The organism is Clostridium transplantifaecale, from assembly GCF_900626075.1.
Taxonomy (GTDB): Bacteria; Bacillota; Clostridia; order Lachnospirales; family Lachnospiraceae; genus Otoolea; species Otoolea transplantifaecalis.
The window spans coordinates 327,084-350,482 of record NZ_UYZY01000006.1 but is presented as its reverse complement, the minus strand read 5'-3'; the positions used below and the strand labels follow the sequence as shown (position 1 = coordinate 350,482).

Sequence of the window (23,399 nt, the reverse complement as noted above, 5' to 3'; positions counted from 1 at the left end):
GCCCCCGACCGTCCCGGCGGCGTCCTCATTTCTCAACCACCCCCCTATTTTATAGTATAAGTATTACAGCGCCTATGCGCCGGCTTTTCTTCCTGTATTGACAAGCCGCTTTTTCTTTACTACAATGGGAAATGGTTATTACCAGTATGCGGCATCAGAGCCGCACAGAAAGAGGAGAGCTTCTTTACACGAGGCAAAGGGAGAGTACAATTATGAAAATTGCAATCGGAAACGACCATTCAGCCGTGGAGCTGAAAGAGATTATTAAAGAATTTTTAATGGAAAAGGGTTATGAGGTTCTGGATTTAGGAACGAATTCTACGGAGAGCTGTGATTATCCGGTTTATGGTGAGAAAGTCGGACGCGCGGTGGTTGACGGCGAGGCTGATCTGGGAATCGCCATCTGCGGTACGGGACTCGGTATTTCCCTGGCTGCCAATAAGGTAAAAGGCGTGCGCGCCTGTGTCTGCAGTGAACCGTATACTGCTAAAATGTCCAGGTTACATAACAATGCCAATGTACTTTGTTTCGGGGCACGTGTAGTAGGAAGTGAGCTGGCAAAGATGATTACCGAAGTATGGCTGAATACAGAATTTGAAGGCGGAAGACATCAGCGCAGAGTCGATCAGATTATGGCAATTGAAGATAAATAATATCAGTGAAATAAAAAAGGCATCCGCCGGACGGAATTCACTTCCTGTCCGGCGGATGCCTTTTTTATTTCATAGGAAATTACGTCCTATGAATTTGAAAACGCTCCGCGAGGATGCACATGCCGCGCAGAGATAAATAGTTGCTGAAGCAACCGCGCGGCAGCGCAAGAATCCCGCGGAACATTTATGCTTCAATTGAAATACTGTTTTACAATTTCAGTTCCATGAAAATCGCATCGGGCATGGGATTTTCATAGTAGGCCGGAATTTCCCGGAATCCATAAATATGATACAGTTTTACAGCGCTCTGAAGCGGTGTAACGGTATCCAGCAGCATGGAGTGATATCCCATATTCCGTGCGTTTTTAATGATTTCCTCCACCAGAGCCTGTCCGGCCCGGCGGCCGCGGTACTCCGGTTTGACAAAAAGACGCTTCATTTCGCAGCGGTTCTCATCAAACCTGCGAAGCGCGATGCAGCCGATGGCTTTGCCGTCCTCAAATGCCGCCAGGAGCTTCCCGTCGTGATCCGTGTACTTGGCCTTGATATCGTTCAGCTCCTCGTCCAGATTCTGGAAGGTCAAATCTCTCTTCAGGGAATTAGTATATTCCCTGATCAATTCCTTAATTTCTTCTATATATAATTCACCGGGTAAAATTTCCATAGTAGTTTCCTCTTCTCAATAAAAAGTAGTTTCTTACGATGTGCTGCATCGTATCAATTCCATTTTCTATACAGATATAAAAAGGATATCACTCATGGCCGGGTTCTGCAACCATTAAAGAAAAACTAAACATGTATCAGTCAGATATGCAACCGGAAGTTGCAACAAGGTAAAAATGTAAACTGCTATTTTTAGATAATTACATCTGTTAGAATAAAATCATTAGAAAATAAGACAATACGTGAATTGAATACTAACATCATTGCGCCGACTATCCTGGTGTCTGATAGGGCAGCGGTCAGTGGGGGAACTGTCCACGAGTGGACGGAAGCCGGAGCAGAGAAACGAGAGGAGCAGGAGGAAAGAGATGCCACATATTTTATCAGAAGAAAACAGGGAAATTCAGAAAATGGCCATGGAATTTGCGGAGATGAAGATCCGGCCGGTATCAAAAGAGTATGATTTAAAAGGGGAAACGCCGCTGGAGGTTTATAAGGAAGCGGCGGAGTTAGGATACACCTCCCTCTGTATCCCGGAAGAGCTGGGAGGGGCGGGGCTGGAGACGACGGCTAATATCCTGGTAGCCGAGGAATTTGCCAGGGCCGACGCGGGATTTTCCGTAGCGGTTCAGGCCAGCACACTGGCGATGAAGCCGATTCTCCTTGCAGGCACCAGGGAACAGAAACAGCTTGCAGCCGACGCGCTGATAAACGGAGGAATGGGTTCCTTCTGTCTGACAGAGCCGGATGCCGGTTCCGATGCGGGAGCAATCAGAACAAAGGCTGTTAAAAAAGATGGGGAATACATCATCACAGGACGCAAATGTTTTATAACCAATGCGCCGCATGCCGATTTTTACGTTGTGTTTGCAAAGACGACGCCCGATATGGGAACAAGAGGAATTTCCGCATTTTTGGTAGAGCGGGACAGGAAAGGCGTTTCGGTTGGAAAGCATGAGGATAAAATGGGAATCCGCCTCTCCACAACGGCCGATGTAATCCTTGAGGAGGTTCACGTACCGGAGGATCACCTTCTGGGAGAAGAGGGAAAAGGATTTAAACTGGCAATGCAGACGCTGGACAGAACGAGACTTGAGTGCGCTGCTATGGCAGTGGGACTCAGCCAGAGGGCCATCGACCTGAGCGTGGAATATGCAAAGACCAGGGTCACATTTGGAAAACCGATCGCAAACCTGCAGGCTATCCAGTTTATGCTGGCGGATATGGAAATCAGAAACCAGGCGGCCAGAAGTCTTGTTTACCAGTGCGCGGCTATGATTGACAGCGGAGCGGTGGACGGTAAAATGGATGCCATTGCAAAGACATTTGCCTCGGAAGCGGCCATGCAGAATGCGCTGGATGCCGTACAGATTTTCTCAGGATATGGTTACTCCAGAGAGTATGAGGTGGAAAAACTGATGCGTGATGCCAAGATATTTATGATTTTCGAGGGTACGAACCAGATTCAGAGAGCCGTTATATCGGGGCATCTGCTTAAATAAAACACAGAGCGGAGAGAGCCGGAAGGGAGGAAACTTGTGGCTGGTATTTTAGAGGGAATACGCATTGTGGATTTGACACGTTATATTGCAGGGCCGTACTGTGGCGCACTGCTCGCGGATATGGGGGCGGAGGTCATCAAGGTTGAAAAACCGGGAGCCGGTGAAGCCACCAGGACGGTAGGACCGTGGAAGGACGGAGTCAGCCTGTTCTTTCCGGCATACAACAGGAACAAGAAAAGCGTCACCGCAGATCTGCGCACCCCGCAGGGAATTGAAGTGGCGAAGAAACTCATTGAGAAATCGGACGTTATAATAGAAAATTTCCGTGTTGGGGTTATGGACAAGATGGGTCTGGGATATGAGGAGATAAAGAAAATCAATCCGCGTATGATCATGGTCTCCGTGACCGGATTTGGCCAGAGCGGGCCGATGAGCCGCAGAACGGCCTTTGACGGAATCATTTCCTCTGTATCAGGAGTGACAAGAATAGAAAAGGGCTGTGTAGAGCGCAGTAAAGGTCCCATTCATGATTATATGGCGGCTATGTATGCTGCTTTTGGAGCTGTTTTAGCTTTGTATGAGCGGGACAGGACAGGAGAAGGCCAGTATCTGGATGTGTCTATGGTTGCCGGTTCCTCCATGATCCGGACAACAGCGATAGCGGATGCCAGCGTCAATGGGGATGAGGCGGCCATAAGCGGAGATGACAGTTCGCCCTATGGGTATTTAAAAGCAGAGGACGGATGGATTAATTTCCACGCAGGAACGGATCCGCTTTTTAGAAGGCTGCTCAAATTAATTCCCGACAACAGCATCCTCGGAGCCCCGAAGTATCTGGACAACATTGAACTTCGGGTGACAGACATGGATCTGCTGATGGAAGAAATTCAGATATGGGCGAATGGAAAAACGTGTGGGGAGCTGGAAAAAGAATTTATCAGCGCCGATATCCCATGCGGAATCTGCGCAACACCGGGACGGCTTCTGCGGGATCCCCACCTGAATGAGAATGGCTATATTATCAGGCAGGATGTACAGGGTGTGGGGGAAGTCGCTTATATGGGATTCCCATTCAAAATGAGCGCCCATCCCGAACTGGAATACAGGCCCGCGCCAAAGGTTGGGGAACATACGGAAGATATTTACCGGAATGTGCTTCAGATGACGGAAGACGAGTTGGAGCAATTGAAAATGGAGGGTATTATTTAAGCGCAGAGACACATCTGCATGCCTGAGATGCCTACATATTGGGACACACCTTCCTATTGGAGTATACCTGCATGCCAGGCTCCGGTTAGATTCCCTACGCTTTTCATCCATATGGCGGGTCTGATTAGAAAAGATATAAAGCACAGGCGCCGAGCCCGTGTATATTTGCAGATAAAAATGTATGATATAATAGGAGAAAGTAACAGAACACAAATAAAATGAATATAAAGGAGATGGACAAGGATGTACAAACAGTATATTAATGGGAAACTGGTCGACGGTCAGGGCGAAATTGTCAGGATACTTGACCCGTCCGACAACACGGTTATCACAGAACTGGCAACCGCATCTGAAAAGCAGTGTGAAGAGGCGCTTGAGGCAGCCCAGGCGGCTTTTAAACCGTGGGCAAAAACTCCGGTTGGAACCAGGGTGGAGTGGTTATTAAAACTGAACAGCGCAATCATGGATGAGAAAGAAGAGATTGCTGAGATTCTGTCTGTGGAATCGGGAAAACCGTATGCGACGGCCATGGATGATCTTGTTATGTTTGATGAATTTATCCAGTATTATGCCGAGGAGGGAAAGAGGATGGACGGAACGACCGTTTATTCCCCGAATAAATCCTACGGTGAACTGTATCATGCCATAGAACGCCGTCCCATGGGTGTTGTCGTGGCTCACATTGCCTGGAATTATCCTGTTGCCATGATGGCGTTAAAGATTGGTCCGGCTATGGTGGCAGGAGATCCCCTGATTGTCAAACCGGCCAGCGATACACCGCTGTCCACGCTCTATATCGGAACAATTTGTGAAAAGATAGGCCTTCCGGCCGGTGTAATCAACTTTGTCAGCGGCCCGCCGAGTACCGTTGCCAGGGTACTGAATACAAGCAGGATCCCGAGAATGATTACTTTGATTGGTTCCTGTGAGACGGGCCGCCGGGCCATGGCCGAAGCATCGTCCACTTCTATTAAACGTTTTTCACTGGAACTGGGAGGAAACGCCCCCGTTATTGTTATGCCTGACAGTGACGTAGATTACGTTGTGGCGAATACAATCGGTATGAAGGTTTCAAATGCGGGACAAATCTGCACCAACTATAACCGCATTTATGTACATGAAGATATTTACGAAGAATTCCTTAAAAAAGTGGAAGAAGGCCTGAAAGAAGTTAAACTGGGCTGCAAGCACGATGAAGGTTACGTGATGGGACCGATGATCAGCCGTAATGCCAGAGACCGTATGCTGGAACTGATTGACGAAGCGGTAGCCGGAGGCGCCACACTGATATGCGGCGGCACGGTTCCGGAAGAGAAACAGGACGGCAACTACATCACGCCTGCTCTTTTACGCGATGTGCGTGAGGAGATGAGGGTCTGCAAAGAAGAGATATTCGGGCCGATTATCAGCGTACAGCCGTTTAAAGAGCTGGATGACGCCCTGGCAAAGGCAATTGACACTGAATACGGCTTGGCATCTTATTTCTACGGCCATGACGCACGCGATATCGCCAAAGCATTTGAAGTTCTGGAATCTGGCGACGTTTACATTAACGGAGCAGGCGGAGGCCCGCACACACCTCATATTGGAATCAAGCAGTCGGGACTTGGGTGTGACCAGTCACGCTGGAGCATGGAAGAGTATTTTGATTTAAAACGTATTTCCCTGATTCCGTAATCACAGTATTTTGTATTTATTGTATAGATATTTACAACATTCACATCATTTTAGTTTCCACATCAATCACAGCATAGGTCCTGCACAATTCATAACAGTAAAAATATAAATTATCCACCGGTTGGGGAACCGGAAAGCCGCTGCCGCCGTAACAGGCGGCGGACGGTGGGATTTTTGTACGCAAAAATTGGTTAAATGAGGGTTGGGAAAGCTGGTTTCTGCCGAAAAAGCGATTGGAGAACCGCAGGCATCGATTGGCTTCCGGGAGAGGAGGAGTACTTTGATTACTACGATTGTAATTGTAATGGCTATTTATTTTATCAGTATGATTGTCATCAGCTGGATGGGGAAAAAACATGCGAGCAATTTTGATTCCTATCTTAACATGGGCCGCTCCGGAGGAATTCTGCTCATCATGGGCGGAGCCATCGGCGCGCATATCGGCAACGGACTGGTGGTAGGAGGCGCGGGGGAAGGAGCCGCCGTCGGGTTCAGCGGGGCTGCCTATGGTTTCGGTTGTGCGCTTTCCTATGTGATTCTGGCCTTCTGCATCAGCAATTTTATGTACCGCGGAGGTTACCTGACGCTGGCGGATTATCTTCGCAAACGTTATAAGAGTGAAATTCCCGCACAAGTCTACAATGTGGCCACCGTTCTTTCTTATCTGGGAATCCTGGGGGCGCAGCTCATGGCGGGTAAGGCCCTGTTCATCGCCCTGGGGCTGAACGGAACCGCCGGTGTTATCGTAATCGCCGTCGTTGTTCTGCTCTATTCACAGATTTCGGGTCTGTGGGGAGCCTTTGCCACATCGGTTGTCCAGACACTTGTCATTGCCGCCGGACTAATTGTCAGTGTGGTCGTGCTGGTGTCGATCGGGGCGATGGATCTGATTCGGGAGGCTGTGGCAACAGGCGCGGTGCCGGAGACATTTACCAGTTTTACCGGAGGATATGACGCTGCAACGATGATGCTGCTCATTATCCCGGTTGCGCTCAGTATTTTTACGGATCAGTGCACGTTCCAGAGGGTTAACTCTGCAAAGAGCGCCGGGACTTCTAAAATTGCCCATCTGCTGGCCGCAGTCGTGATCATTCCTCTGAGTATTGCACCCACATTCGTGGGTATGTACGGGGCGGTCAAGTTTGGAGCCACGGGCAACGACGCATTCTTTTCCGTGGTAATGAATATCCTGCCGCCCGTTGCGGCCGCTCTGATTGTGACAGCGGTTGTCGCGGCTGTAATGTCCACGATTGACAGCGCCCTGATTGCATTTTCAGCCGTGCTTTTAAATGACATTTACAAGGGATATATCGACCGTGAAGCCACCCCTGAAAAACTGTCTAAGATGACCCTTGGGTTAAATATCGGCGTAACTGTGATTGGAATTGTGATTGCCCTGAGTTTCGGTTCAATTGTAAGTGTGCTTTCCAATACATATATGTTCCTCTGTGCAGCCTGCCTGATCCCGTTTCTTGGAGGCATTCTCTGGAAAAAGGGAACGCCGGCGGGGGCGGTTGCCAGTTCGGTGGTCGGAGTAGGATTTGAGCTGCTGGAACTTCTGGGCATTTATGCTCTGCCTTTTTCCACCATTACGGTATTTATTCCATCTCTGATTGCCTTTGCCGCAGTCAGCATGATGACACAGAAACAGTTAATAGATTAAAAAGGAGAGAAGAATATGATTAATCTGGTATTGCGTGGTAATACGGACCTCATCTACGGAAAAGGTGAGATAGCCAAAGTAGGCGCTTTGATTAAAGAAAACGGCGGATCCCGCGTGCTGGTCCACCATGTGAGCGAACCTTTTGTGCAGCCGTTAATTGAGACGGTAAAAGGGTATCTGGAAGCGGCCGGCCTGGAATATGTGGATTTGGGCGGAGTTGTGCCGAATCCCAGGCTGGATAAGGTATATGAAGGAATCGAATTGTGCCGCAGGGAAAAAGTGGATTTTGTCCTGGCTATAGGCGGAGGTTCGGTGATCGACAGTTCTAAAGCGATTGCGCTCGGCGTGCCGTATGATGGAGATGTGTGGGACTTCTTTACAATGAAAGCGGTCCATGAAGCATGCCTGCCGGTCGGAGTGATTTCCACATTTGCCGCCACCGGAAGTGAGTGTACTACGGGAACGGTTATCACCAAGGAAGATGAACAGTTAAAACGCGGTGTGGAGGATAACAATGACAATATAATGATCCGGCCGAAGTTTGCCATTCTGGATCCGACGCTTACCTTTACAGCGCCCCGGTTCCAGACGGCTTCGGGGACGGCGGATATCGTGTCACACATCTGCGAAAACTTCTTTTCAGCGGATCCGGATAATGATTTTTCCGATTATTTCTGTATCAGCGGACTGAAGACGGCAATCAAGTTCGGCCCTGTCTGCCTTGAAGATCCGAGGAATTATGAGGCCAGAGGGGCGCTGATGCTCCTGAGCGGCTATGCAATAAACGGATATATGAAATTCGGCCGTCACGGTGACTGGAACTGCCATGCCCTCGAACATGAGATGAGCGGCGAGTGGGATATTCCGCACGGCGCAGGGCTGGCAATTATCACACCGCACTGGATGAGATATATCTACAAAGAACACATGGACCTGTTCTTAAAATTTGCGACAAATGTGTTTAACATTCCTTATAATGCGGACGACCCGGATCAGACCGCGCTGGCGGGAATTGAGGCGCTGGCCGATTTCTTCCATAATAAACTGGGACTTCCGAAAAACCTGCGTGAGCTGGGAGTGAAGGAAGAACAGATGACGGATGAAATCCTGCACAAGGTGTGCAAACGAATTTTTTACTATGGAACTGATGTGGCGGGAGATCTGCACCCGATGCGTGAGGAAGACTTCTTTACTATCCTCAGGCAGTCTGTTTAGTCCGGCTGAAAGGAGGACACTGCGATGATCAATTTTGAACTTAAGAATATTCCTGATATGATTTTTGGCCGCGGCACGGAGGCAAGATGCGGCGAACTGCTTAAAAGCTTCGGTGGGACAAAGGCCCTGATTCACCACTCGGGCGAGCCGTTTGTACAGCCCCTGATCGAGAAAGTAAAAGGGTATCTGACGGATTCCGGCATGGAATTTGCGGAGCTGGGCGGCGTTGTTCCAAACCCCAGACTTTCCAAGGTATACGAGGGTATTGAACTGTGCCGGAAGGAAAAGTGTGACTGCGTTCTGGCCGTAGGAGGCGGATCCGTCATTGACAGCGCCAAAGGGATTGCCTGCGGCGTGCCTTATGACGGAGATGTGTGGGATATGTACCGGATGGTGGTAACGCCGGAAAAGGTGCTGACTCTGGGCGTTATTTCCACCTTCTCGGGAACGGGAAGCGAGTGCAGCTGCGCCTCGGTGGTAACGAACGAGAAGACACAGTTAAAGCTCTCCATTGACGACAACCCGCTGGTGCGTCCGGCGTTCTGTATCCTGAATCCGGAACTGACCTACAGCGTTCCGCCGATGCAGACCGCGTCCGGAGCCTCGGACATCATGTCCCATCTGGTGGAAAATTTCTGCACCGCGACGCCCGACGTATATATGAACCACCAGTTCCTGATAGCAGGGATGAAGACGGTGCTTAAAAATGCGCCGATCGCCGTCAGGGAACCGGATAATTATGCGGCCCGCAGCGCACTGGCCGCGACAGCTCCTTTTGCCATCAGCGGACTGCTCAGGATCGGACTGGTGGGAGACTGGGCCTGTCATCTGATGGAACACGAGATGAGCACGGAGTGGAACGTTCCCCATGGCCTGGGCCTGGCGATTATCACGCCGGTATGGATGCGTTATGTGTATAAACGGAATGTGAATCTTTTTGCAAAACTGGCTGTGGAGCTGTTCGGAATAGAGTATGATTTTGACTGCCCGGAGCGCACCGCTCTGGCCGGAATCGACGCCCTGTCGGAATGGTTCCAGTCCATCGGCATGCCGCGGACGATCCGGGAATTTGTGGACGGCGATACGTCTGAGGCCACACTCCGCAGGATGGCAGCCAGAATTGATTATCCGCTGGAAGGCCACAAAACCGGTTTTGCATTTGCAATCTCGTCGGAGGATGTCGTGAACATCTATAAGCTGGCTTTATAGAGGGAGAAGAATACTCGGCCGCAGGACGGCCAGGCAGTGATAAGCGAAACACAAATAAGCCGGGCGGAAATAAGTCCTAGCGGCAACAAGAAATCAAAAAAGCGTCCGGAAATTATGGGTACTAATGCATAATTTCCAGACGCTTTTCCTGTTGAAGGAGACAGTCCGGCCGCGGAGCGTACGGTTTCCCCTTCGATTACAGAGCAGCAGCCTTGGGGAGGCTGAAAATAAACTCAGTGCCTACGCCTTCGGTGCTGACTACGTCGATATTTTCGCCGTGGGACTGGATAATTTCTTTGACTATAGCGAGGCCCAGGCCGGTTCCTTTTTTGTCCTTACCGCGGGAGGCGTCACTTTTGTAGAAGCGTTCCCAGATTTTTTTGACGTTGTCTTTGGGGATGCCTACGCCGGTGTCCTTGACGGATACGAATACTTTTTCGTAGCGCACGGAGGTCTGGATATAGATGACGGAGTCTTCGTGGCTGAATTTGATGGCATTGTCGATCAGATTATAGAGAACCTGCTGGATTTTGCCAAGGTCTGCGTAGACCATCTGGATGGAATCCGAGAAGGTCAGGTCGAAGGTGATGCCTTTTGCGCTGCATGTACCTTCAAATGTGGCCGCCGTGTCTTTGACGGTCCTGTTAATGTCGAAGTTGGTGCGGCTTAAATAACCCTTACTGTCCAGGGAGTTGAGAGTGAGCATTCCCTGGGTCAGCTTGTTCAGGCGCTCCGTCTCCGAGATGATGATACCCAGATATTTTTTGTATAGTTCCGGAGGAATGGTCCCGTCCAGGATCGCTTCCAGATATCCCTTAATGGAGGTAAGGGGGGAGCGGAAGTCATGTGAAACGTTGGCAATGAATTTTCTCTGGTATTCCTCCATGTCGTTTAACTCATTCGACATATAGTTCAGCGTGCTGGCCAGATAGCCTATCTCATCCTGGCTGGTGACTTTGATATTGTGCGACAGGTTTCCGTCTGCGTACTGGTTCGCTGCGTAGGTGATCTTTTTCAGAGGAAAATATACTATTTTCGTAAATACGAGCAAAATAATCAGTGAGAGGCAGAAGATAATGGCGGATGTAATGTATACAATGTTCAGAAAACCGTTCTGCTCCGCTTTCACTACGCTGATGGGAAGGTGGATCGCCACATATCCGTAAGTGTTCATATTTCCTGTAACGGGAGCCAGCACCGACAGAACGTCGCTGTCAAACATCCCGTAATACCGGCCGATGGAATAGAGGCGGTTTCCCTGCGCTGTGGGGTCAAATCCTTCTATTGTGGTTCCGGTCGCTTTGCGGCTGCTGTCGGCGGTGATGACGCCGCTGTGATCCAGGATCCACACCCGCGCCTTCAGATAAGTGGCTACCGCATCCAGCTGGGGGTATGTGGCGTCGAGGTCCAGGTGCTTGCCTTCATAGACTTTGCTGCAGTTGTCTGCAATCATGGTGGCCTCGTCATAGAGGGCCTCCGCTTTCTGCCCGATCAGATGGTCGTATGTCATATCGGATGAAACTGTTGCAATTGTGACAAAACCCAAAAAACCGAACAGCAGATATCCCAGTATAAACTTGTAATAAAGTGTGTGTGTCATGACTTTCCTCCGTCCTGTAAAGTTAATATAAGACGCTGTTCAGGGAATAGGTGAGGAAGTCCACCAGTTCTTTGATCAGTGTTGGTTTGGGATAATTATTTCTTACAACCAGCGTAAGCGGGTAAGGAAATGCGTTGTCTTTGAATGGAATTGTCCTCAGTTCAGGATATTTGGGAACGAGATTTGACGCATTGGAGTCGATGCAGAGTCCGCAAAGCCCGTCCTCACTGCACAGCTTATACATGTAAACCGTGTCGCTGGTACGGCGCACATTGGGGGTAAAGCCCTCCGCCTGGCAGAGACGCAGAAACTTATTATAAGCAAAATCGTTGATGCACAGGATAAATTTCTGATTCTTCAAGTCTTTAAATTCCAGCTCTTCTTTTGAGGTCAATGGATTGTTTTTCTCAACAATTACAAGGCGTCTGGTGGACGGAAGACTGTAAGTGACATAGCCGTCAGAATTCTCATAGTCGGAGATAATGACGGCATCCAGCGTCCCGGCCTTCAGGAGTCTCAGCCCTTCTATGTAACCGTGTTCAAAGGACTCGATCTCCGTGTGCGGATGAAGTTCTTTAAAGTATTCCCAGATCTTGCTGGAACCAAAGTAAATAAGGCCTCCGGACAGACCAAGGCGTATCTTGCCTTTATAGTGGTTCGCCGATTCCTCCAGTTTCTGGTTCAGGCGCTCCCATTCTTCCAGGAGCGGACGGCTGCTCAGAAGCAGCTCCTGTCCGAACTGGGTGGGAATCATGCCTTTTGGAGTACGGTAAAACAGGGCGGCGCCCAGTTCCTTCTCCAGCAGAGACAGCGACTTGCTGAGAGCCTGATGGGAGATAAAAAGTATCTCGGATGCTCTCAAAAGACTGCCGCTCTCACATACCTGCACAAAATAACGCAGTTGCCTTATTTCCATCTAATCACCTGCCTGTCTGTATAAACTCACCTGCTCAAAACCGCCGGAAATCCCGTCGGATAACGGCTCCGGATAGTACCCTAATTATAGATCACTTTATTTTCAGATGCAACTTTCAGTTGCAAGATAGTAAAAATTTAAACTGCTATTTTTAGAAAATTTGCTCTGATACAATGAATACATAGAAAATTAAAAGGACGGTGGAAAAAGAATATGAAGATTATTGTATGTGTAAAACAGGTTCCCGACACAACGGAAATTAAAATTGATCCTGTGACAAACACACTGATACGCGCCGGTGTCCCAAGTATTGTAAATCCGTATGACGCATATGCCCTGGAGACAGCAATCCGTCTGAAGGAACGGTACGGGGCCGAGGTCCTTGTCATTTCCATGGGACCGGATCAGGCCAGAGCAGCGCTCAGGGAATGCCTGGCTATAGGGGCGGATCGGGCCTGGCTCATCAGTGACAGGGCGTTCGGAGGTTCGGACACTCTGGCAACCAGTTTTGTGCTGTCGGAGGCTGTTTCATGGCTGGGCAAAGAGGTCGGAGGAATCGATCTGGTACTCTGCGGAAAACAGGCGATTGACGGCGACACTGCCCAGGTCGGGCCGGAGATGGCGGAACATCTCGACATTCCGCAGATTACATATGCCTCCGACGCGGAACTTGCGGAGGACGCAGTGCTGGTGAAGAGGGAGAATGATGATGGATACGATGTGATAAGGGCGAAACTTCCGGCTGTTGTGACGGTAACCAAGATTTCCGGTGATACGAGACTCCCATCGATTAAAGGTAAAATGAGGGCGTCGAAGGCAGAGATTCCGGTACTCACGGCCGAGATGCTGGGGATCGACACCGAACGGTGCGGCCTGAAGGGCTCCCCGACGAAAGTAAAGAAAACATTTACACCGGTCAGGACAAAACAGGGAATTAAAGAGGAAGGAAAGACTGCTCCGGAATTTGCAGCCGGCCTGGCGGAATTTCTGGACGAAAAAAAATTGGTGTGACATGCGGGAGGGGATTTAAGTGGAACAGAAACAGGATTATAAGAATATCTGGGTATTTATTGAGACCGAGGAGGGAAAAGCAAAGCCAGTGGGCTATGAACTGCTGACGCCGGGCCGGATGCTGGCTGATAAGATGGGCCAGAGGCTGGTGGCGGTGATTCCGGCATATGGTGCGGACGAGACGGCCGCACAGGCCGCTGCTTACGGTGCGGACGAGGTGCTCCTGGTGGAGGATGAGATATACAGGAACTACAGAACCGACGTGTTTGCAGACTGCATGACACAGCTTGTGGAGAAGTACAGGCCCCTGGTGATTCTGATGGGAGCGACAAACAACGGAAGGGATCTGGGACCGAGGCTGGCATGCCGGCTGAAAACGGGGCTTACGGCTGACTGTACGGCGCTGGATATCAATGCGGAGACGGGAAACGTGGAGTGGACAAGACCGGCATTCGGCGGAAACCTGATGGCCACGATTCTCTGTCCTGACCACAGGCCCCAGATGGGAACCGTGAGACCGGGAGTATTCAAGAAGCCGGTAAAAGAAACAGGCATCGCGGAAGATACCCGGAATGAGATGAATGCGGAACAGAAGATTGTCAGAGAGAAGGCCGATATCAATCCGGAACGCATCCGGACCGAGATTGTGGAGCGCGTCAGGGAGGTGGTCCAGTCCGTCAATCTGGAGGAAGCGGATATCATCGTGTCCGGCGGCCGCGGAATCGGAAAAGCGGAAAACTTCTCCTACATCAGAGAGCTGGCCGAGGCGCTGGGAGGAGCGGTCGGTTCGTCGAGGGCCTGCGTGGATGCCGACTGGATTCCACATGCACACCAGGTGGGGCAGACCGGCAAAACGGTGGCGCCGAAGCTCTATATCGCCTGCGGTATTTCAGGGGCCATCCAGCACCTGGCCGGAATGTCGGGAGCTGAGACGATAGTGGCAATCAATAAGGACCCGGACGCCCCCATATTCGGAGTGGCCGATTATGGAATCGTGGGAGATCTTCTGGAGGTAATTCCGGAACTGATCCGTGAGATTAAGAAAATAAAAGCAAACTGATTAAAAATTCAAAAAAGAAAGTTCAAGGAAAGGATGGTTCAATATGAACGAATTATTATATGAAAAACAGGGGGCAATCGCCAAAATTATCATCAACAGACCGGAGAAGAGAAACGCGTTAAACAGCGCTGTCATTCACGGAATCGACGAGTCGCTTAAACTGGCGGCGGAGGACGATGAGGTCCGTGTTGTCATTCTCACGGGAGCAGGAGAAAAAGCGTTCACGGCAGGATTTGATTTAAAGGAGGCCATGGAGCACAACATCACCGGCGTTGTGGAGAGAAGGAAAGATACATCGGAGGAGATAGAGTTTTTCATGAGAATGTGGCATTTCCCAAAACCAATCGTAGCGGCTATCAGGGGATACTGCATCGGCGGAGGTATCACCCTCGCTATGCTCAGCGATATGGTAATCGCTTCGGAGGACGCTACATTCGGCAACCCGGAGATCCTTTTAGGATATGTGCCGGAGTTCCCGATGGAAGTCTGGAAAATGCCGTTTAACAAAGTAAGGGAATTCTTCTACCTGAGTAAATTCTTTACGGCTGCCGAGATGCGGGACATGAACGTGGTGAACCAGGTCGTTCCGGGTGATAAACTGGAAGAGACGGCTATGGCGGTTGCGGAGAGAATTGCACAGATACCGCCGGAGAGCACAAAGATTATTAAATACTCCCTGAATAAATGTTATGAGCTTCAGGGTTTCCGGAACACAATCGATTTTGTTTCCGAACTGTTCAATCTGGGCAGAGTCCATATGCAGACGACGCAGGTGGATGATTTCAGGAGCGATATTGCGGAGGGCGGACTTGCCTCGGCTCTCAAGAAACAGTACAACAAATAATGATGGAGGCCGGCAGAATGGAACGATTATGGAGAGAACAATATGCTGATAAAGTGATTTCCGCCCGTGAGGCGGCAGCCATGATACAGGATGGGGACAGCTTCTGCTGCGGAGCCAGGGAACCGGTGGGAATTCTCACCGAGCTTGGTAAAAGAAGCGATCTGACCGGGGCGAATTATTACGCCCCGGAGGAGGATTTTCCTCACCTTCTGGAGAATATGGGAAACGGGCTGAACGTCTATACCAGCTTTATGGATTCAGTGAACCGGGACTATATCAAAGAAGGAAGAATGCAGTTTATACCCTGCGGTTTTTCGGGATTTTCCAAGGTGGCGCTGAAAGACTTTCAGTGCCGTGTGGCTATCACCTGCGTGTCGGCCCCCAACAAGGACGGTTACGTCTCTTTCGGTAATTCGGCCGATATGATGGCTGATGTATGCCGGGCGGTGCCGCTTGCTATTGCGGAGCTGAATGAGGAGCTTCCGTTTGTCCACGGCGATAATGTGATGCATATTTCGGAATTTGACTATCTTGTGGAGGGGGAAGGCTATCCGCTCAACATCGGACAGATAGACGATTCCGATGAGAACCGGGAAAAATATAAGGCTATCGGAGCCAGCCTGTCAGAGCTGGTGGAAAATGAAGCCACTCTGGAAGTGGGAATCGGGCGCCTTAATTCCTCCGCTATGATGTACCTGGACGGTGTAAGAGATCTGGGAATCCATACGGAAATATATGGGGATCTTCTGATGAACCTGACTAAAAAAGGCCTTGTGACCAACCGGAAAAAGACCCTGAACCCGGGCGTTTCCATTTGTACCCAGGTGGTCGGCTCCGGGGAGCTGTTCGATTATGTGCAGGACAATCTGGAAATCCGCCTGGATTGCTGCAACCATGTCCTGACTCCCGGCATTATTGCAAAAAATAATAAGATGACGGCTATCAACAATGCGGTACAGGTCGATCTTCTCGGACAGGCTAATGCGGAATATTTAAAAGGGCGGCAGCACTCTGGAATGGGCGGAATCGGTGATTTTGCCGCGGGAGCGGTAAGCTGTCCCGACGGAAAATCCATTGTGGTTATAGAATCCGTCACAAAAAATGGAAAATACTCCAAGATAGTGCCGTATTTCGAGCCGGGAACACCCGTATCCCTGAGCCGTACAATGGTGGAGTATGTGGTATCGGAATATGGAATTGCGGTTTTAACCGGCAAATCGGTAAAAGAACGGGCGGAGGAATTAATCCACATTGCTCATCCGGCATTCAGGGAAGAGCTGAAGCATCAGGCAGAGACGGTGGGCATTTTGTAAAACAGAAGGCGGGCAGAGGCTGCCTGGAGATACGAGGGGAGAAAGGGGAAACGTATGAGCAGTTTAGGCATAGTATTAGTAATACTGGGAATTTACATGGCAGTGATGATTGCGATCGGACTTGCAGGCAGAAAATACGGCGGGAGCATGAACGATTTTATGACGGCCGGTAAACAGGGAACGCTTCTTTTGGTAACGGGATCCTATATCGGTTCCCATATCGGAAACGGTATCGTGGTCGGCGGAGCCGAATATGGGGCTGTATATGGAATTGGAGGCATGTGGTTCGGCGTCGGAGCCGCATTATCCTACATCCTGTTTGCCGCCGTTATGTCGAGACGTGTGTACAGGGGGAACTGTGTCACACTTTCGGATATGCTGGAGCAGAGATATGGGGACAAGGTCACGACCATTATGATGGCCGTCTTAAACGGAGCCGCCAATACGGCGGTCATGGCGGGACAGATTATGGCCGGAAAGCGTCTTTTTGAATACATCGGCATTAACCCGGTGGCGGGAGCGGTCATCACAACTTTGATTGTCATCATCTATTCTTCGATGTCGGGCCTTTGGGGCGTTATGATGACGGATGTGATCCAGAGTACGGTTATCTTCATCACAGTCATTGTCACTGTCATTTTCATCGGCAGCAAAGGCGGATTTCAGTTAATGGCCCAGAATCTGCCTGCGGAAAGTTTTAAGTTTATTCCGTTCAGCATGGACACGTTCATTATGATGCTGGGGCCGACGGCTCTATACGGCCTCGTTTCATCCGCGGCCTTCCAGCGTACCGTATCATGTAAAAATGAAAAAACGGCCGTGAGGGCGCCAATCATTGCAGCCCTTATGATTATTCCGTTTGTTATCCTTCCCGTTCTGATTGGAATGTACGGAAAGGCAATGTGGCCGGACGCAGCAAACGGCACGATTATTTTCCAGGTGTTGTTTGAAGCAATGCCGCCGGTGCTCGCAGGGCTCTTAATTGCATCGATCTGCGCGGCGGTCATGTCTACCTGTGACGGCGGTCTTGTTACAATTACGGCTAATATTGTCAGTGATATTTACTATAAACATATCAATCCGCAGGCCAGCGAGAAAACATTGGCGAGAATGACAACCTGGTCCACCGTGATTGTCGGACTTTTAGCCCTTGTTTTGTCCCTGCAGTTTACAAGCATTATTTCCCTGCTGTCAATGGCATATACGTTTATGACGGCCGGAGGCCTTGTCATGATTCTGGGCGGGATACTCTGGAAAAAGGGAACGACACAGGGAGCGGTTGCAAGTTTCTTTATCGGAATCGCCTGTGTCATTATAAATAAGATGGGAGTCCAAATGCCGTTTGCATCGATTTTCCCGATACTTCCGTCGGCAGCGGCCTATGTGGCGGTCAGCCTGGCAACACAGAAGAAAAGCCGGGAAACTATTTAAACGCAGGTCCTTCATCATTTTCATAGATTTATGCCGGCTGCATTATTTCTTACAGGGTTGAATGCAGACGGCAGCAAAAAAGGACTTCCTTTCGGATTGTGTCTTGTCCGGGGGGAGGTCCTTTTTACTGCCTTTTATTCCAAATCCTGAATATTCATCTTTTCCAGTTCCAGGTTCTTCTTTCTCCGGCTGCGCCGGGCGGTATAAATGCCGAGGAGAATCACGGTGGGAATATTGTTGCCGATGAATACGGAGAGTGCGGTTGCAGCTATCTGGCGCGAATCCTTCTTCTCAGGCGGTACGACGACATCCTCCTGGGTGACGGAGGTGCCGTTCTCCGTGATGGTAGTGACCGAGGTGCGCACGGAACTGTAGGTTGCGATGCCCAGCAGCGCCTGCAGAGACAACAGGAAGCAGATCAGGGGCAGGATGAGTCCCGGCCACCTGCCGGGTTTGCCTGACAGATAGAACTGAAGCCACAGGGAGCCTCCAAAAAAGACCAGAATAACAAGGATGATAACAAGCATGAAAGAGTTTGCCATTGCCATCTAGGGTTCCTCCTTTTTGATTTTCTTATATTCGGATATCAGAAGCTTGGCGGTGTCAAAATCCAGCTTTTCGTTCAGCGCAAGCCGCTTAATCAGGGCGATATACGGCTCATTCGCTGTGTCCTCGCTGATCAGGATCTTCTGAATTATTTTATCCAGTCTCAGCCGGACCGTGGGATAGGTTACATGATACTGGCCGGCAATCTCTTTCAGGGAACCGGAGGCCAGTATAAACTTTTTGATAAAAGTGACGTCCTCGTCATCCAGGTTTGCCATCCAGTCGGGTATGATTTCAATTGACATAAGCATTCACTCCTTACGTATACTGCTTATTTAATTTATGCATTAAATTTTATCGCTGAGATGCATGATTGTTTAATTAAATTTAGTATATACTTTAATATTGTTAAAGTCAATATAAAATTAAAGCTTAATAAAAATGAAATAAATCAGTAAGAAAAAGGGGTTCGACGGACCTTTTCTCCGTCAGAATCTACTTGAAGGGAAGAGTTCCGTATAGTAGAATAATGAGTAACGATTCTGTATTGAAACAGGAGCATTACGGTTACCGCGCTGCCGTGCACAAAACGTATTACAGAACAGACGGAAATCCGGGTTCAGGGCGGGAAGAAGGAGGCGCAGATGAAGGAGCTTTTTACAATCGGAGAGATGGCGAGGCTGTTTGATGTGAATATCCGCACGCTCCGGTATTACGATGATATCGGCATTCTGCGGCCGGAGACGACGGATCCGGATTCGGGCTACCGTTATTATTCCAGCCGGCAGTTTGAGCGTATGAATACAATCAAATATCTGCGCGCCCTGGACATGCCGCTTAAAAAAATAGCCCTGTTTTTTGAAAAGAGAGACGTGAAGAGCCTCCAGGTGATGATGGAGGAACAGAAACAGGATACAAGACGAAAGATCGAAGCACTGATGCGGATTGAACAGAAGCTGGAACGGAGACTGAATTCCCTGGAGGATGCCCTCGGCTCACCGACGGGGGAGATTCGGGAAATTTACTGCAAAAAGCGGCAGATTGCATTTCTGCGAAAGGAGATTGCCCTGGAGGATGATTTGGAATACCCAATCAGGGAACTGGAGCGGGCAAGCCTGCCCGAACCGGCGATTTTCCTGGGTAAGGTAGGAGTTGCCATTTCTAGGGAGAATTTACTGAAACGCAGCTTTGAACATTTTTCCGGCATTTTCGTGGTTCTGGAGGATGGGGATACCTGCAGCGGCGCGGAGCAGTATCTGCCGGAGGGAACGTATCTGACGGTACGTTTTACGGGCACGCATAAGGGAGCGGCCGGACATTATGAGAAGTTACTCGCCTGGATGGAGGAAAAAGGATATTCCCTGATCGGGGATTCCGTGGAGGTGACACTGATAGACGCCGGATTTACCGATGATACGGAGCAGTATGTGACGGAACTTCAGATCCCGGTGGAAAAGATGAGCTGACGGCTCTGGTGGAATAGGGAACCGGTTTAATGCGGGGCCTGTCAGCCGCCGTATATTCAATCAAATTAAAATTGAGTTGACCCTCTACTTACTGGAGGGTTTATTTTATTCTATAGGGAAGTAATACGAACTCTTCTTAACAAAAATCCTTCAGTCAAAATCCGCTCAGCGGCGGGAAGGACACAGCAGGTTAAGATGAGACGGAAGATAAATTAGTTTAAAGGAGTTAGAAATTATGAAACAGGAAAACCTTTTAACGGAAGGTAATATTTTCCGGGCGCTTTTGACATTTTCAATCCCGTTTTTGATAGCGAGCCTGATACAGGCGCTGTATGGCGCCGTGGATTTGATGGTGGTGGGATGGTACTGTTCTCCGGAGAGCGTTGCGGCCGTATCTACCGGAACCCAGGTGACCCAGATTATCACTAACCTGGTTTCGGGCCTTACAATGGGAGGCACTATCCTGGTGGGGAAATATACGGGGATGCAGGATGAGGAGCAGACGAGGAGAACCATAGGAACAACACTGTCTGTTTTTGCAATCGCCGCTATTATCCTCACGGGCGTTATGCTGTATTTTACCGACCCGATTCTGGCCCTCCTTAAGACACCGGCTGAATCGCTTTACCTGGCAAAGCAGTATGTCACGATCTGTTTTTGCGGAATCTTTTTCATCTGCGGATACAATGCAATCAGTGCAATCCTCCGAGGATACGGCGATTCCAGGCGGCCGATGTATTTTGTGGCCCTCTCCTGCGTACTTAATATCATCGGTGATTTTACATTTGTAAAATACCTGAATATGGGAGTGGCGGGAACGGCGCTGGCTACGGTTCTGTCTCAGTCCGTCAGCATGATTGTCTCAATTATTTACCTGAATAAAAAGAAATTCCTGTTTACGTTTACGCTCAGTAATATGCGGATTTATAAAGACAGGGTCAAAGAACTGGCCTGTGTCGGAATCCCGATTTCGTTCCAGGAGAGTATGGTCAGGCTCTCATTTCTCTACCTGACCTCGGTGACCAACAGGCTGGGAGTCAGTACGGCCGCCGCAGTGGGAATTGCAGGAAAATACGATGTGTTTGCCATGCTTCCGGCAACCTCCATTGCCAGCGCCCTGGCCGTTATCACCGCCCAGAATTACGGCGCGGGGAAACTTTACAGGGCTAAAAAATCACTGGCAGCGGGAATTGGCTTTGCCTTTCTTGCGTCCTGTCTGTTTTTTGTCTGGGCCCAGGTTTCACCGCAGACGATGATCGGCGTATTTAATACGGATCCGGAGATTGTCCGGGCCGGAATCCCGTTTTTCAGGGCCTGCAGTTATGATTATCTGGCGGTTTCCTTTGTGTTCTGCCTGAACGGTTATATGAACGGCAGGGGGAAGACCGTATTTACGATGATTAGCTGCTGCTTCGGCGCGCTGCTTTTAAGAATGCCTCTCATCTGGATTGTATATACAAATTACCCCGATAATCTGCTGCTGATCGGTTCTATAGCGCCTGCAGTTTCCGGTTTTATGGCCGTCTATACGCTGGGATTCGTCATCAGGCAGATACGGAAGGATTCGCGATAGGACGGACAGCGTTAATCCTGATAAAATCCGTATTTATGCATCCCGTACCATTCACGGGCGCCGTCTTCCGTCTTTGCTTTTAATATCAGAAGTATCTCCCTGGAAAATTCCAGGGCCGCGGAGCCGTTGGCCGTGATGATGCCGGAATCGGAGACAGCCTGCTTCTCAAGATAAAGCTTTTCACCTGAGTAATTCGGGGCCTGAGATTTCATAAATTCCACAGTATTCCCCGTATGGCGGACATGATCTAAAAATCCGTTTTGTGCCATGAAATTTGTAGCGTTGCAGATAGCCCCAACCGGAATATGGTTTCGGACCGCATAGTCTACAACGGGCAGGATTGCATCATTCTTTCGTTCCATCCAGGCAAGGCCGCCGGTTAAAAGCAGGAAACTGAAATCGTTCGGGAAATTATCTACCGTATAATCAGGAAGCGTGCGGAACCCGCCCATAGAAAGCTTCGGTTCACTGTCAAGACTGAGCGTTTTTACCACATAGTCAGTTTCGGGGTTATTTAACTCCGGGCAGATATAAGCGGGTTCCCAGTCGGCGTAACTGTCAAATATAAATACCAATATTTCTTTTTTCATTCCAATCACCTCGTTTTTAATTTTCTGTGTGTAGTTCCCCGCTTTTGCAAGGTGGTATGATTGTATAACAAAAAAGGTGACATCAGTGTGTCACCTTTTTGCTATACAGAAAAAGTTTTTCGTATTTTAGTCACCGGATCCGGTTTGCTTTTTGTAATTGTTTTATTTCACTGCTTAGTTCAGGAGGAGAGACGACCCTGACCTTGTTTATAAATCCAAGAATAAAGACTGCGGTCAGATAAAGGTCGGAAGTGTAAAAACGGATTTCACAGGGATTTTCGCCGTCATCCTTATTTCTCTTAAAAAAGGAGGCATCCACCTTTTCGGTCAGTTCAAATGCATCCTCCGGCTCATATTCCAGGACGACTTCCTCAAAGCCGTCCTGCTCATGCGCCGAAAAGAGTTCTTCTCCATAATATGAGACAAATTCGATGCTGTCTACAGGCCGGGGCCGGAACTGCTGTTCCAGTATATCAAACCAGACAATCCGGCTCAGCCTGAAGAGGCGGAATTCTTCTTTTTCCTGACAGAAGGCATAGAGATACCAGTGGGACTGCTTAAAAACCAGTTTGCAGGGTTCAACCGTTCTTACGGATCGTGATCTCCTGGAGATATATTCTAAACTCACGCAGCGTTTATCGCAGATTGCCCGGTGTAATTTCAGCGCTTTATCGTGCGTAATACTGTCACTGAACCAGGAGGAAAAGTCGATTACGTAATTACTCCGGGAGAAGAAGTCCGTCTCATTCTCTGGCACCAGTTTTGCGATCAGGCTTGAGACGGAGTCATCACTGCCCAGGCTTTTCAGGCCGTTCAGGGCGGTAAATATTTTTTCCTTATCATCGTTTGAGAGCATCTGGTTATTTAACTTGTAGCCCTCTATTACCGATACGCCCCCTCCAAATCCGGGACAGGAGGTGATGGGTATTCCGGCACGGCTTAATGCATCCAGATCGCGGAAAATAGTCCGTCTGGAAACCTCGAAACGGTCGGCAAGCTCCTGGACCGTAATCTGCTCCGTATTCGCCAGAACGGAAAGCAGGCCCGATAATCGGTCAATTTTCAAAATATTCCTCCTCTCATGAGAATTTTCATTTTACATTGCTTTATTGTGCTATAAAGGAAAGGAAAAGTCAAACCGTTCCGGTGGAGTATCTGCTTTCGGACCTTAAGCGGCATAATCCTGTCAATTCTTTCCAAAGCCTGTATTTTTCTGACGTTTCTATTAAGCTCGTTGTAAAAGAAGAACACGCATGTT

21 protein-coding genes are annotated in these 23,399 nt (G+C 49.3%); 14 read left to right on the top strand and 7 right to left on the bottom strand.

Features of this window, described 5'->3' with window-relative positions; all coding sequences use genetic code 11:
• Positions 1-212: 212 nt before the first annotated feature.
• Positions 213-653 (top strand): ribose 5-phosphate isomerase B, encoded by a 441-nt coding sequence (gene rpiB / locus EJL91_RS21185; protein WP_125143944.1) that lies wholly within the window; start codon positions 213-215, stop codon positions 651-653.
• A gap of 208 nt (positions 654-861) precedes the next feature.
• Here rpiB and EJL91_RS21180 read toward each other — a convergent pair whose 3' ends face one another.
• Entirely contained in the window at positions 862-1,317 is a 456-nt protein-coding gene (locus EJL91_RS21180) for a GNAT family N-acetyltransferase (RefSeq protein WP_125143943.1), read from the bottom strand.
• Between the two features lie 367 nt (positions 1,318-1,684).
• Between EJL91_RS21180 and EJL91_RS21175 the strand changes: the two genes are divergently transcribed.
• The 6 genes from EJL91_RS21175 (at position 1,685) to EJL91_RS21150 (ending at position 9,791) form a co-directional block, all read left to right on the top strand.
• Positions 1,685-2,818, top strand: coding sequence for an acyl-CoA dehydrogenase family protein (locus EJL91_RS21175; protein ID WP_125143942.1), 1,134 nt, complete (start codon positions 1,685-1,687; stop codon positions 2,816-2,818).
• A 36-nt stretch (positions 2,819-2,854) separates the two neighbouring features.
• Entirely contained in the window at positions 2,855-4,027 is a 1,173-nt protein-coding gene (locus EJL91_RS21170) for a CaiB/BaiF CoA transferase family protein (RefSeq protein ID WP_125143941.1), read from the top strand.
• Positions 4,028-4,270: 243 nt separating this feature from the next.
• A complete protein-coding gene (locus EJL91_RS21165; protein ID WP_125143940.1) occupies positions 4,271-5,704 on the top strand; it encodes an aldehyde dehydrogenase family protein in 1,434 nt (477 codons plus the stop codon).
• Positions 5,705-5,984: 280 nt separating this feature from the next.
• On the top strand, positions 5,985-7,367 hold the full coding sequence (locus tag EJL91_RS21160) for a sodium:solute symporter family protein (RefSeq protein ID WP_243125504.1): 1,383 nt from the start codon (positions 5,985-5,987) through the stop codon (positions 7,365-7,367).
• A gap of 15 nt (positions 7,368-7,382) precedes the next feature.
• Complete coding sequence (locus EJL91_RS21155; RefSeq protein ID WP_125143939.1) at positions 7,383-8,582, top strand: iron-containing alcohol dehydrogenase; 1,200 nt, start codon at positions 7,383-7,385, stop codon at positions 8,580-8,582.
• 24 nt (positions 8,583-8,606) lie between these two features.
• On the top strand, positions 8,607-9,791 hold the full coding sequence (locus tag EJL91_RS21150) for an iron-containing alcohol dehydrogenase (RefSeq protein WP_125143938.1): 1,185 nt from the start codon (positions 8,607-8,609) through the stop codon (positions 9,789-9,791).
• 196 nt (positions 9,792-9,987) lie between these two features.
• Here EJL91_RS21150 and EJL91_RS21145 read toward each other — a convergent pair whose 3' ends face one another.
• Together EJL91_RS21145 and EJL91_RS21140 are read right to left on the bottom strand one after the other, a co-directional pair.
• Positions 9,988-11,391 (bottom strand): sensor histidine kinase, encoded by a 1,404-nt coding sequence (locus EJL91_RS21145; RefSeq protein ID WP_125143937.1) that lies wholly within the window; start codon positions 11,389-11,391, stop codon positions 9,988-9,990.
• 22 nt (positions 11,392-11,413) lie between these two features.
• Complete coding sequence (locus EJL91_RS21140) at positions 11,414-12,307, bottom strand: LysR family transcriptional regulator (RefSeq protein ID WP_125143936.1); 894 nt, start codon at positions 12,305-12,307, stop codon at positions 11,414-11,416.
• A 213-nt stretch (positions 12,308-12,520) separates the two neighbouring features.
• On the opposite strand from EJL91_RS21140, the gene EJL91_RS21135 reads away from it, so the two are divergent.
• Genes EJL91_RS21135 through EJL91_RS21115 form a run of 5 tightly spaced genes read left to right on the top strand, consistent with a single transcriptional unit; the run spans position 12,521 to position 17,966 of the window.
• Positions 12,521-13,318, top strand: a complete 798-nt coding sequence (locus EJL91_RS21135; protein ID WP_125143935.1) for an electron transfer flavoprotein subunit beta/FixA family protein — start codon at positions 12,521-12,523, stop codon at positions 13,316-13,318.
• A gap of 19 nt (positions 13,319-13,337) precedes the next feature.
• Entirely contained in the window at positions 13,338-14,378 is a 1,041-nt protein-coding gene (locus EJL91_RS21130; protein ID WP_125143934.1) for an electron transfer flavoprotein subunit alpha/FixB family protein, read from the top strand.
• Between the two features lie 43 nt (positions 14,379-14,421).
• Positions 14,422-15,222, top strand: coding sequence for an enoyl-CoA hydratase/isomerase family protein (locus EJL91_RS21125; protein WP_125143933.1), 801 nt, complete (start codon positions 14,422-14,424; stop codon positions 15,220-15,222).
• Between the two features lie 17 nt (positions 15,223-15,239).
• Positions 15,240-16,535: an acetyl-CoA hydrolase/transferase family protein gene (locus EJL91_RS21120; protein WP_125143932.1), complete on the top strand. Its 1,296-nt coding sequence runs from the start codon at positions 15,240-15,242 to the stop codon at positions 16,533-16,535.
• A gap of 54 nt (positions 16,536-16,589) precedes the next feature.
• Positions 16,590-17,966 (top strand): sodium:solute symporter family protein, encoded by a 1,377-nt coding sequence (locus tag EJL91_RS21115; RefSeq protein ID WP_125143931.1) that lies wholly within the window; start codon positions 16,590-16,592, stop codon positions 17,964-17,966.
• A gap of 134 nt (positions 17,967-18,100) precedes the next feature.
• On the opposite strand, the gene EJL91_RS21110 is transcribed toward EJL91_RS21115, so the two are convergent.
• Together EJL91_RS21110 and EJL91_RS21105 are read right to left on the bottom strand one after the other, a co-directional pair.
• Positions 18,101-18,514 (bottom strand): hypothetical protein, encoded by a 414-nt coding sequence (locus tag EJL91_RS21110; protein WP_125143930.1) that lies wholly within the window; start codon positions 18,512-18,514, stop codon positions 18,101-18,103.
• Positions 18,515-18,817 (bottom strand): DUF2089 family protein, encoded by a 303-nt coding sequence (locus EJL91_RS21105; RefSeq protein ID WP_125143929.1) that lies wholly within the window; start codon positions 18,815-18,817, stop codon positions 18,515-18,517.
• Positions 18,818-19,156: 339 nt separating this feature from the next.
• On the opposite strand from EJL91_RS21105, the gene EJL91_RS21100 reads away from it, so the two are divergent.
• Together EJL91_RS21100 and EJL91_RS21095 are read left to right on the top strand one after the other, a co-directional pair.
• Positions 19,157-19,978 carry a MerR family transcriptional regulator gene (locus EJL91_RS21100; protein ID WP_125143928.1) on the top strand — a complete coding sequence of 274 codons (822 nt, stop codon included), beginning with the start codon at positions 19,157-19,159 and terminating at the stop codon, positions 19,976-19,978.
• A gap of 235 nt (positions 19,979-20,213) precedes the next feature.
• Positions 20,214-21,551: an MATE family efflux transporter gene (locus EJL91_RS21095; protein WP_125143927.1), complete on the top strand. Its 1,338-nt coding sequence runs from the start codon at positions 20,214-20,216 to the stop codon at positions 21,549-21,551.
• Positions 21,552-21,562: 11 nt separating this feature from the next.
• On the opposite strand, the gene EJL91_RS21090 is transcribed toward EJL91_RS21095, so the two are convergent.
• Both EJL91_RS21090 and EJL91_RS21085 read right to left on the bottom strand, forming a co-directional pair.
• The gene (locus EJL91_RS21090) at positions 21,563-22,141 is read right to left on the bottom strand and encodes a type 1 glutamine amidotransferase family protein (protein WP_125143926.1); all 579 of its coding nucleotides are present in this window, start codon (positions 22,139-22,141) and stop codon (positions 21,563-21,565) included.
• 130 nt (positions 22,142-22,271) lie between these two features.
• Positions 22,272-23,207, bottom strand: coding sequence for a helix-turn-helix transcriptional regulator (locus EJL91_RS21085; RefSeq protein ID WP_125143925.1), 936 nt, complete (start codon positions 23,205-23,207; stop codon positions 22,272-22,274).
• Positions 23,208-23,399: the final 192 nt, after the last annotated feature.

Bases quoted from the DNA above. Each gene is read 5' to 3' on its own strand.
- EJL91_RS21145 (WP_125143937.1), bottom strand. From the start codon at position 11,391: ATGACACACACACTTTATTACAAGTTTATACTGGGATATCTGCTGTTC.
- EJL91_RS21100 (WP_125143928.1), top strand. From the start codon at position 19,157: ATGAAGGAGCTTTTTACAATCGGAGAGATGGCGAGGCTGTTTGATGTG.
- EJL91_RS21175 (WP_125143942.1), top strand. From the start codon at position 1,685: ATGCCACATATTTTATCAGAAGAAAACAGGGAAATTCAGAAAATGGCC.
- EJL91_RS21110 (WP_125143930.1), bottom strand. From the start codon at position 18,514: ATGGCAATGGCAAACTCTTTCATGCTTGTTATCATCCTTGTTATTCTG.
- EJL91_RS21150 (WP_125143938.1), top strand. From the start codon at position 8,607: ATGATCAATTTTGAACTTAAGAATATTCCTGATATGATTTTTGGCCGC.
- EJL91_RS21090 (WP_125143926.1), bottom strand. From the start codon at position 22,141: ATGAAAAAAGAAATATTGGTATTTATATTTGACAGTTACGCCGACTGG.
- EJL91_RS21135 (WP_125143935.1), top strand. From the start codon at position 12,521: ATGAAGATTATTGTATGTGTAAAACAGGTTCCCGACACAACGGAAATT.
- EJL91_RS21120 (WP_125143932.1), top strand. From the start codon at position 15,240: ATGGAACGATTATGGAGAGAACAATATGCTGATAAAGTGATTTCCGCC.
- EJL91_RS21155 (WP_125143939.1), top strand. From the start codon at position 7,383: ATGATTAATCTGGTATTGCGTGGTAATACGGACCTCATCTACGGAAAA.
- EJL91_RS21095 (WP_125143927.1), top strand. From the start codon at position 20,214: ATGAAACAGGAAAACCTTTTAACGGAAGGTAATATTTTCCGGGCGCTT.
- EJL91_RS21180 (WP_125143943.1), bottom strand. From the start codon at position 1,317: ATGGAAATTTTACCCGGTGAATTATATATAGAAGAAATTAAGGAATTG.
- EJL91_RS21125 (WP_125143933.1), top strand. From the start codon at position 14,422: ATGAACGAATTATTATATGAAAAACAGGGGGCAATCGCCAAAATTATC.
- EJL91_RS21165 (WP_125143940.1), top strand. From the start codon at position 4,271: ATGTACAAACAGTATATTAATGGGAAACTGGTCGACGGTCAGGGCGAA.
- EJL91_RS21105 (WP_125143929.1), bottom strand. From the start codon at position 18,817: ATGTCAATTGAAATCATACCCGACTGGATGGCAAACCTGGATGACGAG.
- EJL91_RS21140 (WP_125143936.1), bottom strand. From the start codon at position 12,307: ATGGAAATAAGGCAACTGCGTTATTTTGTGCAGGTATGTGAGAGCGGC.
- EJL91_RS21115 (WP_125143931.1), top strand. From the start codon at position 16,590: ATGAGCAGTTTAGGCATAGTATTAGTAATACTGGGAATTTACATGGCA.
- rpiB (WP_125143944.1), top strand. From the start codon at position 213: ATGAAAATTGCAATCGGAAACGACCATTCAGCCGTGGAGCTGAAAGAG.